Source organism: Halorubrum kocurii JCM 14978 (assembly GCF_000337355.1).
GTDB lineage: Archaea > Halobacteriota > Halobacteria > Halobacteriales > Haloferacaceae > Halorubrum > Halorubrum kocurii.
The window spans coordinates 41,000-55,741 of the sequence record NZ_AOJH01000061.1 but is presented as its reverse complement, the minus strand read 5'-3'; the positions used below and the strand labels follow the sequence as shown (position 1 = coordinate 55,741).

Sequence of the window (14,742 nt, the reverse complement as noted above, 5' to 3'; positions counted from 1 at the left end):
GATCAGCGAGCCGAAATCCAGCGAGCGAGGGCGGCTTGTGGCCCGGATTCGCCGGGTGCTATTCCGAGGTAGACTCGCCGCCACCTTCGTCGGCTGTCCCGGAGAGCTGTCGGTCCACCAACCGGACCGACGCCTCGCTATCCGGGCACGGCGCCGAGCCAACCACCTGCCATGTGGGAGCAACGTCCTGCTTCCCAGACACGCGCGCCTCGATCTGGCCATCGCCGGTTCGCATCTCGATGACGTAATCGAGGTGCGCCGCCCCGAACCGGTCGGCGCCGTCGACGTCGGTTGTCGGCGGCAGGTGGACGAGTCCGCCGACGCCCTGATTGCGCCACTGGCCGACCAGCTCGTGGAGGAACTTGTCGAGCGTGCGGGCGTCATGGTGCGCGAGCAGCTGCATCATCGTCGCGATCGCGAAGGTCCCGGGTCGGTCGTCCGTCGCGAGCCGCATCGTCGCGCGCTCGGCGGCGACCCCGAGCGACGTGAGGTCGCCGCACCGGACCGACCCCGCGTCGCTCGTCGCGATGTCGACGCCGCCGTCGGCCTCCGCGCCGGGCGTCGAGTCGATGACGAGCGGGTCCATCGCCGAGAGTCGGCCGTAGACCTCGTGACGCGGGTACTTCGTCGTCAACACCGCGCCCGTTTCCGCCATCGCCTCGTACACGGCGTAGAACAGGTCGTCGTACAGCTGGGAGCTCGGCGCCGCGAAGCCGACGACGTCGTCGTACTGAACGGCGGTGTCGGCGATAAAGGCCGGCGTGACCGTCTCCGGAGAGGGGTTCAACACGGCTTCAAACACCTCTCCGGGGCGTCGCTCGGCGGCGAGCAGCCTCTCGACCAGGTCGTCCCCCCGTTCGTCGACGGAGACGGAGGGGTGGACCCACGACGACCGGTCGTCGCCCGCCGCACTCGCGAGGGGGTCAGTAGAGCGGTTCAGGTACTCGTACACCAGCGTCGGCAACTCGGATCCGTCGGCGCTCACCGATCCTCACCCCCGGTCGACACTGCCCGTGTGAGGGGCGCCACAGGAGTTCGCACCGCGCCGTTTCGAGCGGGGTTCATACCTGCTATTGTCGTAGTATCGCCGATAGTTCTACGTCCGAAAATATGTGGCAGGCCGGGGTGATACCGAATATGTCCGTGTGAGTTGCCGCGGTCGGCTGGCGGCCGTCACTCGAAGAAGCCGCGCATGATCTTCGACTCCGCGGCGCGGAGGTGCTGGTGGAGCGTCGACGAGGACACGTCGAATCGGTTAGCGAGGTCGGTGCCGCTGATGCGGCGCGGATCGTCGTAGTACCCCTCTCGGAGCGCCGTCTCCGCGATCTCTCGCTGGCGGGTGGTCAGGTCCGGCTCCCCGGTCCACCCGTCGGGGCCCCCGGACGGCTCGGAGACGTGCCGCTTCGAGACGAGCCGACACGAGTCGGAGACGGGAACCAGCGCCGCCCGGACCCGCCCGATCACCGTCGGGTCCGTCGTCCGAAACGCCAAGACGTCGGCGTCCGGGCGGGAACGGACGCCGCGCAGCCGCGTGTCCGTCCCGGCGAGCACGTCGCGGACGGCGGCCAGCGAGCGGTCCGGCGTGTCCCGCATCCGCACGGCGACCTCGTGGGTGTCGCGGTCGACGGAGTCGACGCCGTCGAGTTCGATGCCCGGCGTCGCCGCGACGTAGTCGCGGAACGCCGTCTCGGTGTAGCCGTCGACGCGGCCGGTCAGGTGAAAGCTCTCGCCGCCGGTCATCGCGACGTGCTCGACGGCGATCGAGCCGTCCGCCGGGAGGCCGGGGAAGAGCGGCGACGGCCGCCGGCACTCCAGGGCGAAGGCGATAGGCGCGTTCGACGCGGTGGCGGACTCGAGCGTCGACAGGCGCATCCCGGCGGCGTCCGCGACCGCGCCGAGCGCCCGCCGCTCCGGCTCGGCGAAGCACTCGGCGTCCGTGCTGATGAACTCGGCGACGGCGTGGACGGTCCCGTAGTGGCTCACCGGAACCGCGAACGACTCCCGGTAGCCGAAGTGGAGCAGCCGGTTGATCCACTCGCCGTGACCGGCCGCGGTCGCCTGCCCGTCCACGGCGTGCTGCCGCTCGTCGCGCGTGGCGGCGACGACCGCGGGGAACGACTGCTCGTCGGCCTCGTACAGCTTCGCGGGTCCGCCCGGCTCGGTCACCTCGACCGGGTCGACCCGCTTTGCGGCCGGGTCGTACGTGCCGACGAACGCGTACTCCGCCACCCGACCGCCGACATCGACGATCGCTTCGCGCACCGCAGCCGGCGTCTCCGCCGTCGCGATGGTCTCGACGGCGTCGACGACGCCCTCCCGCAGGTCCCTGTGCCGGTTCGCCTGTCGCCGGGTGCTGGCGACGTCGTTCGAGAGGCCCGCTATCGACGTCTCCTGGCGGAGTTGGGTGAGCGCGGCCGAGACCTGCTGGCTCACCGCCCGGATGAACGACTCCAGCGACTCGTTCCGCTCGTCGACGACCACGCTCAGCAGGCTCGTGTCGCCGAGCTGCGTGGCGAGCGCCTGCTTCTCGGCCGCGTCGGCCGAGTCGACGACGGCGTCGGCCGGGAGCCAGCACGTCTCGGGCTCGCTGAACGCTCGCCAGAGGTCCGTCTCGCCCGGCTCGATGCGTCGGCGACTGGGCGGGGCGGCCTCGTCGCCCGCGGTCGCCAGCCGCACCAGCTCCCCCTCCGAGGTGTCGCGGTCGTATATCGCTAGCTCGTCCGCCGTCACCACGTCGGCGACCGCCTCGACGCAGGCGTCGAACGCGTCCTGCGGGTCCGTCGCCTGGAACACGCGGTTGCTCACGGCGTAGAGGTTCGTCAGCCGGCGCTGACGGTCGAGCTCGTCGCGCGCGTCGGTGAGGTCGGTGATGTCGTTGGCGACGCCGAGCACCGCGTCTCCCTCGCCGTCGACCGGAGAGAACGGGATCTTCCACGTCTCCAACACGCGTTCGTTGCCCGCGGCGTCGGTCAGGGCCTCCTCGGTGCGATGGAGCGGCTCGCCGGTCTCGATCACCCGCCTGTCGTCGGCGGCGAACGCGTCCGCCTCGTCCGGGTCGGTCGCGTAGTCGGCGTCGGTCGATCCGATCAGGTCCGAGACCGTGGTGCCGTACGCCTCGGCGACCGCCTCGTTCGCGAGTAGGAACTCGCCGTCGGTGTTCTTCGCGAATATCAGCTGCGGGACCGTGTTGATGACGCGTTCGAGCTGGTTGCGCTCGGCCTCGATGCGGTCGCGTGCGGCGCGCAGCTGTCGGCGCTGCGCGACGAGTTCGATCGCCGTCCGGAGGTACTGCGTGACGATCAGGATGAGCTCGCGCTCGTCCTCGTCGAGGGCGTCCGACTCCCGCGCCCCGACGATGAACACGCCGTCGTCGCCGACGGGGACGATGAACTCCGTGCTGATCGGCGTCGCCGGGTTGTGGACCCCGCGCTCCGCGGCGACGTCCGGATAGTACGCCGGCGTCCCGGCGTCGAACGCGTCCCACGCGAGCGACTCGCCCGGGCGGAATCGCGGCACGTCGTCGACGATCGACGCCCCCTCGTCGGAGACGGACACCGGGACGAGGGCGTCGTCGGGGGCGCTCGGCCCGGCGGAGTCCGTCTCGGCGGCGCCGTCCGCCCAGTAGCCGGAGAACGGTCGGTCGATGATCTCCGCGATCCCCTCGATCGCGGTGTCGATCACGTCCTCGTACTCGTCCGCGGTCATCAGCGTCTCGGCGAGCGACCGCGTCTCACCGAGGCGGCGGAGCCGGCGCTCCTGCTCGGTGAGGTCGAGGTTGACACAGGTGATCCCGCCGTCGGGGAGCTGCGCGAGCGACACGCGTTGCGTGATCGGCGTGCCGTCCCGCTTGACGCCGACCAGCTCCCCGTCCCACGATCCCGTCTCCGCGACGACCGGGAGGATCTCGCGTTCGATCCGCTCGATGACATCGTCCGCGTAGATCTGTCGCCACGTCCCGCCGAGCAGCTCGTCGGCGTCGTCGTAGCCGAACATCGTGACGTGGGCGTCGTTGAGGTACGTGTACGTGCCGTCCGCGTCCAGCAGCGCGATGCCGGATGTCGTGAGGTCCATCGCGGTCGCCTGCCGTTCGACCCGGGTGAGGTGCGCCACCCGCTCGCTCGCGTCCGTGAAGATGCCGAGCACGTACTCCGTGCCGGCGTGCGTGAACGGCGTCGACCGCACGTCGACGGGCACCGTCGACCCGTCCGCACGCAGGATCGTGACCGGCTCCGCCGCCTCGCCGGAAGCGCGTTCCCGTCCCGCGTCTCGGACCGCCTGAAACCCCTCGCGCACGTTCTGCTCGGCCTCCGGCGGGTGAAGCTCGGTCTGGTGCATGCCGACGAGCGACGAGCGGTCGCGACCGAACAGCTCGGTCGCAGCCTCGTTGACCGCGACGACCGTGCCGCTGTCGGCCTCCGCCGCGAGGATCGGAGAGGGAGCTTTTATCGCCAGCCGCGCCAGGAACGGGTCGGCCCCAGAGTCGGCCGAGATGCGATCCAAACTCATCTTGTTACGTAAATCAGTATTCCGAACTGACCTGAGTGTATCGGCTCGGGAGCGCTCCCGAGCGCTCGGTACCGATCACGTGACGTGGGGACGCATAGCACGAAAACCGTTAAGACCGGCTGTCGCTTACGAACGGGCATGAGCGCTGACCGGTCCGCCCTCCGGCGGGCCATCGAGCGCGGCGAGCGCGACGGCGGCGCGATCGAGTTCAAGGAGCGGCTGACTCGCGAGGTCCACTTGGCCGACGGGCGCATGGAGTCGCTCGTCGCCCAGCTCCGCCACCGCGTGCTCTCCGGCGACGGCGAGGCCACCTACGTCCTCGGGGTCACCGACGACGGCGGGTTGGCCGGCGTCTCGCCCGAGTCCTTCTCCGAGACGATGGACGTCCTCTCGCTTCTGGCCGACGAGGCGGACGCCCACATCGCCGACGTGGAGACGTGGAGCGCCGGCTCCGCGGGCAACGGCAGTTCCGAGGGGCTCGTCGGCCTCGCCACGCTCCGCGACGGCGGGATGTTCGAGACGGACGACGACCACCTCGTGATCGGGACGGCCGGCCACGTCGACCACGGGAAGTCGACGCTCGTCGGCACCCTCGTCACCGGCCGGGCCGACGACGGACAGGGCGGCACCCGCGGCTTCCTCGACGTCCAGCCCCACGAGGTCGAGCGGGGGCTCTCCGCCGACCTGTCGTACGCCGTCTACGGCTTCGAGGACGGCGGTGAGGAGCCGGTCCGGATGGACAATCCGCACCGCAAGTCCGACCGCGCGCGGATCGTCGAGGAGGCTGACCGGCTGGTCTCGTTCGTCGACACGGTCGGCCACGAGCCCTGGCTCCGGACGACGATCCGCGGGCTGGTCGGCCAGAAGCTCGACTACGGGCTCCTCGTCGTCGCCGCCGACGACGGCCCGACGAAGACGACCCGCGAGCACCTCGGCATCCTGCTGGCGACGGAGCTGCCGACGATCGTCGCGATCACGAAGGCCGACGCCGTGAGCGACGAACAGCTCGCCGAGGTCGAGCGCGAGGTGGAGTCGACGCTCCGGGACGCCGGCCAGACCCCGCTCCTCGTCGACCGCCACGGGATCGAGACGGCGGTCGCGGAGGTCGGCGACGGGGTCGTCCCGCTCCTCCGCACCAGCGCGGTGACGAAGGAGGGGATCGGGACGCTCGACCGGCTGTTCGAGACGCTCCCGAAGCGGGCGACCCCGGAGCGCGCGGAGTTCCGGCTGTACGTCGATCGGAGCTACAAGGTGACCGGCGTCGGCGCGGTGGCGTCCGGCACGGTCAACTCCGGCACGGTCGAGGCCGGCGACGAGCTCCTCTTGGGGCCGATGGCCGACGGCTCCTTTCGCGAGGTAGAGGTGCGCTCGATCGAGATGCACTACCACCGGGTCGACAAGGCGACCGCCGGTCGGATCGTCGGGATCGCGCTGAAGGGAGTCGACGAGTCGGAGATCGAACGCGGGATGGCCCTGGTGCCCCGCGAGGGCGATCCTGACCCGGTCCGCGAGTTCGAGGCCGAGGTGATGGTCCTGAACCACCCGACCCGGATCCAGGCTGTCTCTTATACACATCTCTGAGCGGGCTGGCANAGGGCGTCGGGACCGTGCGGTCGATCGGAGAGGCTGGCGAAGGCGGAACCGTCGGTCGCGAGGAGTGACGCGGTCGTTAGGCGTCGCCGTTGTCGGTCACGTCGCCGACGTCGGCCACGCCCGCGATCCCGTTCCCGTTCGGGGGCGCGACGAGCGGCTCGAACTCCTCGTACCGGAATCGACCGAGAATCTCGCCGGAGATGGTCTTGAAGTAGCTGTACAGCGCGCCCTCGTCGAGGGCGGACTTCGTCATCCCCTCCGACATCGTCATGTCGTACGTACACGGGACGAAGATCGACCGCTTCGCGTCCGGGTCGATGAGCTCGATGGCGACGTACATCACGCCGTCGATGGCGTCTCCGTACACGAGGTACTCGGTGTACGCCTCCTCATCGTACGCCTCGACGAACGTGTCGGCGTAGTTGTTCGGTACCACGTGCATCAGCCCGAACCGGTCGTGATCCTTCATGTCTCTGCTGACCGTGTCGGTGTGCGGGACCATGACGACGGCGGCGTCCCATCCGTCCTCGCGCCGGTCCTCCGCGAGCATGTCGGTCTCCTCGAGCGTCTGCTCCCACGCAGTGATATGCTCCTCGCCGAGCCGCTGTCGCTGACGGACGAAGGGGTCCTCGTCGGGGTCCATTGTTGTGTGCAACTGGTCGGGGGAGGAGGATAACTCTTTTCGAGGCCTCTCAGGCCACGCCGAAGGCGGCCTCCATCAACAGCGACCCCGCGAGCGTGACGACGCCGGCGAGGAACACTTTTGCGGCGACGCGGACCCGCTCTGGCGGCGCCGGGAGCCGAATCCAACGGATCGGCGGAACAGAACGGACGAGTCCCTCGAAGCGCGTGCCGCGCGCGCTCACCGACGGCCCCTCGAGATCGTCGACAGAAGAGGGCCATAACCGGACCGTGGCGTAGGCGACGAGGAGCCACCCGGCGACGAACGACAGGACCTTTCCTCGGACGAACCCTCCCCCCGTCGCGAGCCCGAGTGCCAGCGCGACGAGCGTCACGGCGGCCGCCACGGCGAGCGCGTAGGCCAGCGCGTCGGCCCACGCGCGGGCACGCAGCGAGACCGCCCGAGGAATGTCCATCGTCAGCTGCGGTCGTCGATTACGGTCGCCGTCTCTCGGTGTTCCTCGTCGTGGCGGTGACAGTAGCTCAGGCGGCCGCTGTCGCTTACCTCGTAGTACTCGGGCTCGATTTCGCCGGCGCCACCGTTGGGGTCGACGCCGTCACAGATGCTGCCGAACTCGGCGTTGAGTCGGTCGATGGCGTCCTGCTCGTCGTGTTCGGACGCGATGTCGGCGACGTCGGTGAGCACGCGATCGACCTCGTCGGGCACCGCGACATCGCCGAACAGCTCGTCGTACGTCTCGTCCATCGTGGCGAAGCGGGTCTCCATGCCGAACCGCTCGCGGACCCGCTCGCGGATCGAGCGGTCGGCTCGCATGCGCTCGCGGATGATCTCGCGGAACCCGTTGATCCCGTCCCAGAGCTCGTCGGACAGGTCCTCGTACTCGTCGGGGCGGATGCGGGCCGGACACCGCGTGCTGAACGGACAACCCGTCGGCGGGTACCGCGGGTTCGGCGGCGTGCCGTGGAGCGTGATCCGGTCGCGGCTCGCGGTTGGGTCCGGCTTGGGGATCGCCGAGAGGAGCGCGTGTGTGTACGGGTTCGCCGGGTCGGTGAACAGCTCCTCGGTCGGCCCGATCTCCATGATGTTGCCGAGGTACATCACCGCGACCCGGTCGCAGATGTGCCGGACCACGGAGAGGTCGTGTGCAATGAACAGGTACGTGAGGTCGAACTCGTCCTGGAGATCCTCGAGCAGGTTGATGATCTCGGCCTGCACCGAGACGTCGAGCGCGCTCACCGGCTCGTCGAGCACGATGAAATCGGGGTTCAACGAGAGCGTCCGAGCGATGCCGATCCGCTGGCGCTGACCGCCTGAGAACTGGTGCGGATACCGGTAGTAGTGCTCCGACGAGAGCCCGACCTCGTCCAACAGCGCCTTGACTCGCTCCCGGCGGTCGGCGGGCGTCTTCCAGTCGTGAACGTCGAGCGGCTCCCTGATTATCTCCCCGATCGTCATCCGGTCGTTCAGGCTCGAGTCGGGGTCCTGGAACACCATCTGGGCGTTCTGGCGCCACTCGTAGAGCTGATCGCCTCGCAGCGACGTGATGTCGGTGCCATCGAACAGGACCTCGCCGCCGGTGGCCGCTTCGAGCTGGATGAGCGTTCGGCCGAGGGTGGTCTTCCCGCAGCCGGACTCGCCGACGAGGCCGAGCGTCTCACCCCTGTAGATGTCGAAGCTGACGCCGTCGACCGCCTTGACGGGGCGGTCGTCGAAGAGCCCGCCGCTGTCGTAGTACGTCTTCAGGTCCCGCACCTTTACCATCGTGTCGGGCGCGGTCTCCGCCTCGGCGCCTGGCGTCGTCGAAACTGTGTTCTGGCTCATTCGCGATCACCTCGTCGGTCCCGCCCCTGATGGCGCGCGACGGCGTCCTCCGTCGAGACGTCGTCCGGGTACAGCAGGCACGCCGCCGTGTGGTCGTCGCTCTCCTCGTCGACGGGCGTCGGGACCGGGTGGACCGACTCGCACTCATCGAACGCCTTCGGACACCGCGGCGCGAACCGGCAGTACGTCGCCGGCTCGTTCGGGGTCGGGACGCTGCCGTCGATCGTCGACAGCTTGTCGCCGACCTGTCCGCCCGGGATCGAGTCGAGGAGCCCGTTAGTGTACGGGTGTTTCGGGTCCGCGAACAGCGGTCCCACGTCCGCGGACTCGACGATCTCGCCGGCGTACATCACGTTGACCCGGTCGGAGACGTCGGCGATCACGCCCATGTCGTGGGTGATGAACATCACGGCCACGTCTCGCGACTCCTGGATGTCCGCGATCAGGTCCAGGATCTGCGCCTGGATCGTCACGTCGAGCGCGGTGGTCGGCTCGTCGCAGATCAGCATATCGGGCTCGCACGCGAGCGCCATCGCGATGACCGCGCGCTGACGCATCCCGCCGGAGAACTGGTGCGGGTACTCGTTGACGCGGCGGCGCGCGTCCGGGATCCCGACCGCTTCGAGCAGGTCCGCGGCCTCCTGTGCGGCCGCTTTCCCGGAGAGGCCCTGATGGAGCTCCAACGCCTCTACGATCTGGTTGCCGACCGTGTAGACCGGATTGAGGCTGGTCAACGGGTCCTGGAACACCATCGCGATCCGGTTCCCGCGGATCTTACGCTGAGCCTTACCGGAGAGGCGAGTGACCTCGACGAACCCGTCACGGATCGATTCGGGCGAACCGCCGTCGCCGTCGAGGACGAAGACGCACTCGTCGCCGTCCGTGATTCCCGCCTCGTCGGTGTATCCCGCCGCGGCCACGTCGACCACGGGCACGTCTTCGGGGTCCGTGTACCCGAACTCCGCCGGGGTCGCGGCGGTCTGGCCGAACACCTCGGCGGGGTCGTACCGCGCGTCGAGGTCCTCGACCGCGACCGTCCGTTTCGGGAACGCGCGGGCGAACTCACGGACTGCGTCGAGGTCGCGATAGCGAACGCTGCTGCCCTGGAGCACGCGTCCGGGAGACTCGATCAGCCCCATCAGCGAGCGGGCCGTGACGCTTTTGCCACTCCCGCTCTCGCCGACGATGCCGACCGTCTGTCCGGAGTCGATCTGGAAGTCGATCCCGTCGACGGCGCGGATCGTCTCCTTGTCGGTGAAGAAGGCGGTCTGGAGGTTCCGAACGTCGATGAGCGGATCGTCGCTCCGACCCTCGTCGGTCGCCGCGGCCGCGTCCGTGGACGCGGACCGCTCCTCGGCGGCCATCACGCACCACCTCCGGTGGCGGCGGCCTCGCTTTCGTCCACGTCGGCCTCCGGATCGATCGCGTCCCGGATCGCGTCACCGAGCGCGTTGAACGCGATCACGACCAAGACGATCGCGATCCCGGGAACGGTCGCGACGTGCCAGGAGTCGGTCGAGACGTACGACTGCCCGCCGTCGATGAGTCGTCCCCACTCGGGGGTCGGTGGGTTGATGCCGAGCCCGAGGAAGGTCAGCGCGGCGGTCGAGATGATCACGCCGCCGATCAGAAGCGATCCGTAGATCAGGATGTACCCGGCGATGTAGGGTGCCATGTGTTTGCGCATCGTCTGTAAGGGCGTCTGGCCGTAGCTCTTCGCGGCGTCGACCCACTCCTGTTCGGAGACCTGTAGCGAGGGGCCACGTATCGAACGCCACATCCCCGGCCAGTAGGCGAACGCGAAGATCAGCGCCAACAGGAGCCCGCCGTCGAGCGGTTGGGCGATCGGGTGGTCCGCCTCTTGGAAGACGACGGAGACGAGCATGATCAGGAGCAGCGCCGGGACGGCCTGAATGGTGTCGCTCGCCATCACGGTCGCGATGTCGGTGACTCCCTTGTAGTACGACGACACGAGAGAGAGGACGACCGCGATGAGCGCCCCGAGGCCGATCGCCGTGATGCCGATCGTGAGCGAGGTCCGGGCGCCGTACGAGAGGTGCGTCATCATGTCTTGACCCCTGTTCGTCGTCCCGAGCGGTGCCCACCTGTCGTAGTCGTCGTAGCTCATCAGCCCGACCGTGTTCTGGCCGTCGGAGCGGCTCTGGAGGTTCGCGAACACGTGCGTGGTCGACGTGACCTCGCCGTTCTCAGTGAGGTACTCGAACTCGTGCGCGTTGGGCTCGTAGATGTTGTGCTGGGCCTCGACCGGGCTCACCGCCGGCGCCCACAGGGCCAACACGACGAACAGGAAGACGATCGCGAAGCCGAACAGCCCCCAGTAGTTGTTCCGGAACCGCCGGACCGTGTCGTCTCTCGGCGTCCAGTCGGCAGCCCGGTAGTGCGTCCGGTAGACGTTGAAACCGCGCCACAGCCAGACGATGAACGTCACGGCGTACGCGAACACGAGTCCAGTCCGGATCGCCCACGCGACCGCGGGCGAGAGGCCGAGGAACGTCCCCTCCCAGCCGCCTTCGGGGAGCCGGTGTCCGGTGTTCGGGATCAGATCGCGGCTCGTGATCGAGGGCAGAGAGGCGGTGAGTGCGTCGACGCCACCCGTGATCGCACCGATCAGCGCGGAGAACGCGCCGCCGACCGGAGTGTACGCGACGAGCCCGGCAGCGGCGACGAGAACGAACGTCAGCTCGACGCGCTTCGCCCAGCGGGTTCCCCGCCGCGAGAGGTCGAGTCCGAGGATGTCGACGGCGCTGTCGGGCAGGCTCGGGGAGACGGGGACCGTGAGCGCGAACGCCATCAGGACGGCCGTGACGGCCGTCGCGACGAACCCGGCCGCGCCGCCGAGCGTCCCGGCGACGTTGTCGCCGACGGAGACCGGGATACCGGCGAGGATCTCGACGACGAAGCCGACGATGCCGAACGCCTGACCGATTCCGGCGAACACGCGACCGATCTCGAGCAGAAGCAGGAACGCGAGCCCGGCGAGCCACACCATCGCCGGCCGCGGGTTCTCCCGGATGCGGTCCCGGAACAGCTTCTCGTCGTCCCGTTCGTCGAACTCGCCCGTGGAATCGCTCTGTCTCGTACTCATTGGTCGTACCCCACGCGGGGATCGATGACGGTGTACAGGAAGTCCTGGAGGATGTTGAGTCCCAGGATGATCACCGTGAAGATGAACAGCAAGGCCCCGGCCATCGGCAGGTCGCCCTGTGTGAGCGACTGGAAGAAGATCCGCCCGAGCCCGTTGATGTTGAAGATCTGTTCGACGATGACGGAGCCGCCGATGAGCAGGAACGCCTCGCTCGTGATGACCGGCAGCAGCGGGATCAGCGCGTTCCGGAAGATGTGCTTCCAGACGATCACGCGGTTGGAGAGGCCCTTCGCTTTCGCGGTCTCGACGAACTTCGAGTTAACCGTCTCCAGCATCGCAGTTCGCCCGATGCGTAGCTCCGCCGCCATCGACGCCGAGCCGAGGATGAGCGCCGGCGGGAGGATGAGCTTGATGTCGATGGCGAGCGCCGTCCAGTCGCTGATGTAGGGGACCGGGAGCATGAGGACGTCGGTGGTCGAGAACCACTCGAGTCGCGGCGTACCGGTGATACTGATGTCCCGGGCCGCGAAGTCCGGACCGAGCGTGTACCAGTTGATCCCGAGCAGCTCGCCGCCCTCACGGGTGCGCCGGAGCAGCGCCAGCGCCATCACGCTCAGCCAGAAGTTCGGGAGCGCCTGCCAGACGATGCCGCCGAGGGAGGCCGTGTAGTCGCCGAGGGTGTTGGGATTCAGTCCGGCGTAGAAGCCCAGGGGGATCCCGATGAAAAGCGGCAGCAGGATCGCCCACGCTCCCAGCCAGAGCGTCGCCGGCGCGGCGCTGACCGCGATGTCGAGGATGTCCCGCTCGGCCTGCACCACCCACGACTGGCCGAAGTTGAACGTGAGGAAGTCGGTGATGAAGTCGACGTACTGTTCCCACAGCGGGTCGTTGAGACCCAGCCGCTCCCGGATCGCCTCCCTGTCCGCCGCGCCCGCTTGGGGACCGAGCCGTGCGGCGACCGGGTCGATCGGCCCCGCCCGGAGCATGATGAACAGGAAGGTCAGGACGGAGAACAACACGGGGATCGTGAGGAGCAGTCGCTTGGCGAAGTACTCCCAGCGGCTCATGGTATCTTACAGTCTCTTGAGGTCGTGGTGGGCATGGATCGACTCGATATGAGAGGGTATCTCGTTCAGTAACTAAATGCTTCGATAATGGGAGGCCGAGCGGGTCTACTCGGCTTCTTCCTCGAGTTGGGTCTGCCAGTCGAGGTAGAACCCGTTGGTCTCGCTGGGCATGGTCGACGTGTCGGTGTTGAGCGGCTCGAGCTGGAACATCCCGTACGGGACGGCGGGCCAGCTCCAGATCCACCCGAGGCTGTACATCTCGAGATCGCCGTCCTCACCGCGGCTCTGCAGGGTGGAGAACTGCGCCGTCTCCAGCGACATGTTGATCCCGGTACCGGAGATCAGGTCGCGGATGAGCTCGCCGGCCGTCTGGAACACCTCGCTCTCGTAGGTGGTGAGCGTCAGGTCGACCGGGTCGTCGGACGTGATGTCGGCCTCTTGCAGGACCGACTGGGCGCCCTGAAGGTCGCTCTCGCCGAGGCTGTACGGGTACTCGTCGAGGAAGGTGTTGTAGCCGTCGTTTCCGGTCGGCCAGATCGCCGGCGGCAGGAAGCTGTATGCCGGCGTCCCGCGGCCGGCGAACACGTCTTGGACGATCTGCTCTTTGTTCATCACGTAGGCGATCGCCTGACGAACCGCCCGCTGCGTGTTCGAGACGTTGAAGCCGAAGTAGAACGTGCTGATCTCCGAGACGCCGAGGTAGTTGACTTCCTCGTTCAGCTCGCCTTCCGGACCGTACGTCCCGACTTCGCGGCCGCGGTCGTCAGTCTCGGCGTCGATCGCGTCCTGCTCGTACGCGAAGGTCGGCACGGCGAAGATGTCGGCGTTCTGTTCGAGGGCGTACGTCCACGCCGCCTGAGTGTCCTCGATGATCTCCCAGTTGACCTCCTCCACGTCGGCGACCTCGCCGTAGTAGTCGTCGTTGCGGACGACGGTGACGTCCTCGTCGACGTTGAACTCGCCGAGTTCGAACGGTCCGGTCCCGTTCGCGACCTCGGTCGAGAACTCCTGGTGGGACACCTCCCCGTCGTACCCGTCGATGTCGCCGACGTACCCCTCCGGAATCACGGCGAAGCTGGAGTACGCGATGACGTCGAGCACGTCGGGGTTCGGACCGGAGAGCTGGATCTCGATGGTGTAGTCGTCGATGACCTCAACCGCGAGCGAGTCAGAGACGACGTTGCCGTCGTCGTCCGTCTCGACGTCGATACCGAGCCCGACGGGCTGATTGGTGGTGAAGCTCGCGCGCTCGGAGTTCTCTGACTCGACGGTTCGGCGCCAGGAGTACTTCACGTCTTGGGCCGTCATCTCCGTGCCGTCGTGGAACTGGACGTCGTCGCGGAGCGTGAACGTCCACGTGGTGCCGTCCTCGGAGACCTCGTACTCCGACATGAGCTGGTTTTCGATCTCCGGGACCCCGTTGGGGAACGCCGTGAGGTTCTCGTAGATCTGCGTGATGACCGCCGACGACGCCGTGTCGGTGGACATGATAGGGTCGAGCTCGTCGAAGGTGCTGTTGACCAAGTTGAGGTCGGTGTCGCCCTCGACGGTCGTCGTGTTGTACTGCTGCCAGTGGGCGCCGAGCGCCCCGGAGAGCGGCACGTCGACGTAGTCGTACCAGAACCGTTCGGTGAGGCCGTGGTACAGGGGGATGAGGCCGGCGTCGTCGCGGAGCGCCTCCTCCATCTCGATGTACGCCTCCTGTCGGAGGTCCTCGTCCTCCGGGAGGGGGTTGCTAGTCGCGCGCTCCCAAGCGGCCTGCGCCTTGTCGGCGTTGGTCCGCTCGGGCTCGTCGCCACCGTCTTCACCGTCTTCACCGTCTTCGCCGTCCATTCCGTCTTCGCCGTCCGAGCCGTCGCTACCGTCGTCACCGTCGGAGGGCTCCTGATCGGAACAGCCGGCGAGGCTTACCGCCGCCCCGCCGCCAAGGAGGCCGAGTAGCCGTCGTCGCTTTGAGCTCTCAACTGCCTCTCCGTTTGCTGGATCGGGCATGGTACACTGATTTC

At 68.2% G+C, this 14,742-nt stretch carries 10 protein-coding genes; 1 reads left to right on the top strand and 9 read right to left on the bottom strand.

All coding sequences use genetic code 11. The annotated features are described in order from the left end of the window. Positions 1–58: 58 nt before the first annotated feature. Together C468_RS09440 and C468_RS09435 are read right to left on the bottom strand one after the other, a co-directional pair. Positions 59–985, bottom strand: a complete 927-nt coding sequence (locus tag C468_RS09440; RefSeq protein WP_008848656.1) for a DUF7504 family protein — start codon at positions 983–985, stop codon at positions 59–61. A 188-nt stretch (positions 986–1,173) separates the two neighbouring features. Then, a complete protein-coding gene (locus C468_RS09435; protein WP_008848655.1) occupies positions 1,174–4,506 on the bottom strand; it encodes a PAS domain-containing protein in 3,333 nt (1,110 codons plus the stop codon). Between the two features lie 138 nt (positions 4,507–4,644). On the opposite strand from C468_RS09435, the gene C468_RS09430 reads away from it, so the two are divergent. Beyond that, positions 4,645–6,087: a GTPBP1 family GTP-binding protein gene (locus tag C468_RS09430; RefSeq protein ID WP_008848654.1), complete on the top strand. Its 1,443-nt coding sequence runs from the start codon at positions 4,645–4,647 to the stop codon at positions 6,085–6,087. A gap of 88 nt (positions 6,088–6,175) precedes the next feature. Here the strand turns inward: C468_RS09430 and C468_RS09425 are convergent, their stop codons facing one another. The 7 genes from C468_RS09425 to C468_RS09395 all read right to left on the bottom strand — a co-directional run bounded on the left by C468_RS09425 (position 6,176) and on the right by C468_RS09395 (position 14,728). Next, the gene (locus tag C468_RS09425) at positions 6,176–6,742 is read right to left on the bottom strand and encodes a DUF7529 family protein (RefSeq protein ID WP_008848653.1); all 567 of its coding nucleotides are present in this window, start codon (positions 6,740–6,742) and stop codon (positions 6,176–6,178) included. Positions 6,743–6,791: 49 nt separating this feature from the next. After that, positions 6,792–7,196 (bottom strand): DUF7555 family protein, encoded by a 405-nt coding sequence (locus C468_RS09420; protein ID WP_008848652.1) that lies wholly within the window; start codon positions 7,194–7,196, stop codon positions 6,792–6,794. A 2-nt stretch (positions 7,197–7,198) separates the two neighbouring features. Then, on the bottom strand, positions 7,199–8,563 hold the full coding sequence (locus C468_RS09415) for an ABC transporter ATP-binding protein (RefSeq protein ID WP_008848651.1): 1,365 nt from the start codon (positions 8,561–8,563) through the stop codon (positions 7,199–7,201). Then, the gene (locus tag C468_RS09410) at positions 8,560–9,927 is read right to left on the bottom strand and encodes an ABC transporter ATP-binding protein (protein ID WP_008848650.1); all 1,368 of its coding nucleotides are present in this window, start codon (positions 9,925–9,927) and stop codon (positions 8,560–8,562) included. Before C468_RS09410 ends, C468_RS09415 begins: the two co-directional genes overlap by 4 nt. Further along, positions 9,927–11,669, bottom strand: a complete 1,743-nt coding sequence (locus C468_RS09405) for an ABC transporter permease (protein ID WP_008848649.1) — start codon at positions 11,667–11,669, stop codon at positions 9,927–9,929. The genes C468_RS09410 and C468_RS09405 overlap by 1 nt, the downstream gene beginning before the upstream one ends. Then, a complete protein-coding gene (locus tag C468_RS09400; RefSeq protein WP_008848648.1) occupies positions 11,666–12,736 on the bottom strand; it encodes an ABC transporter permease in 1,071 nt (356 codons plus the stop codon). The genes C468_RS09405 and C468_RS09400 overlap by 4 nt, the downstream gene beginning before the upstream one ends. Positions 12,737–12,841: 105 nt before the next feature. Then, positions 12,842–14,728: an ABC transporter substrate-binding protein gene (locus C468_RS09395; RefSeq protein ID WP_080510627.1), complete on the bottom strand. Its 1,887-nt coding sequence runs from the start codon at positions 14,726–14,728 to the stop codon at positions 12,842–12,844. Positions 14,729–14,742: the final 14 nt, after the last annotated feature.

Coding starts and splice junctions, on each gene's coding strand:
- C468_RS09435 (WP_008848655.1), bottom strand. CDS start 4,506: ATGAGTTTGGATCGCATCTCGGCCGACTCTGGGGCCGACCCGTTCCTG.
- C468_RS09430 (WP_008848654.1), top strand. CDS start 4,645: ATGAGCGCTGACCGGTCCGCCCTCCGGCGGGCCATCGAGCGCGGCGAG.
- C468_RS09425 (WP_008848653.1), bottom strand. CDS start 6,742: ATGGACCCCGACGAGGACCCCTTCGTCCGTCAGCGACAGCGGCTCGGC.
- C468_RS09420 (WP_008848652.1), bottom strand. CDS start 7,196: ATGGACATTCCTCGGGCGGTCTCGCTGCGTGCCCGCGCGTGGGCCGAC.
- C468_RS09415 (WP_008848651.1), bottom strand. CDS start 8,563: ATGAGCCAGAACACAGTTTCGACGACGCCAGGCGCCGAGGCGGAGACC.
- C468_RS09410 (WP_008848650.1), bottom strand. CDS start 9,927: ATGGCCGCCGAGGAGCGGTCCGCGTCCACGGACGCGGCCGCGGCGACC.
- C468_RS09405 (WP_008848649.1), bottom strand. CDS start 11,669: ATGAGTACGAGACAGAGCGATTCCACGGGCGAGTTCGACGAACGGGAC.
- C468_RS09400 (WP_008848648.1), bottom strand. CDS start 12,736: ATGAGCCGCTGGGAGTACTTCGCCAAGCGACTGCTCCTCACGATCCCC.
- C468_RS09395 (WP_080510627.1), bottom strand. CDS start 14,728: ATGCCCGATCCAGCAAACGGAGAGGCAGTTGAGAGCTCAAAGCGACGA.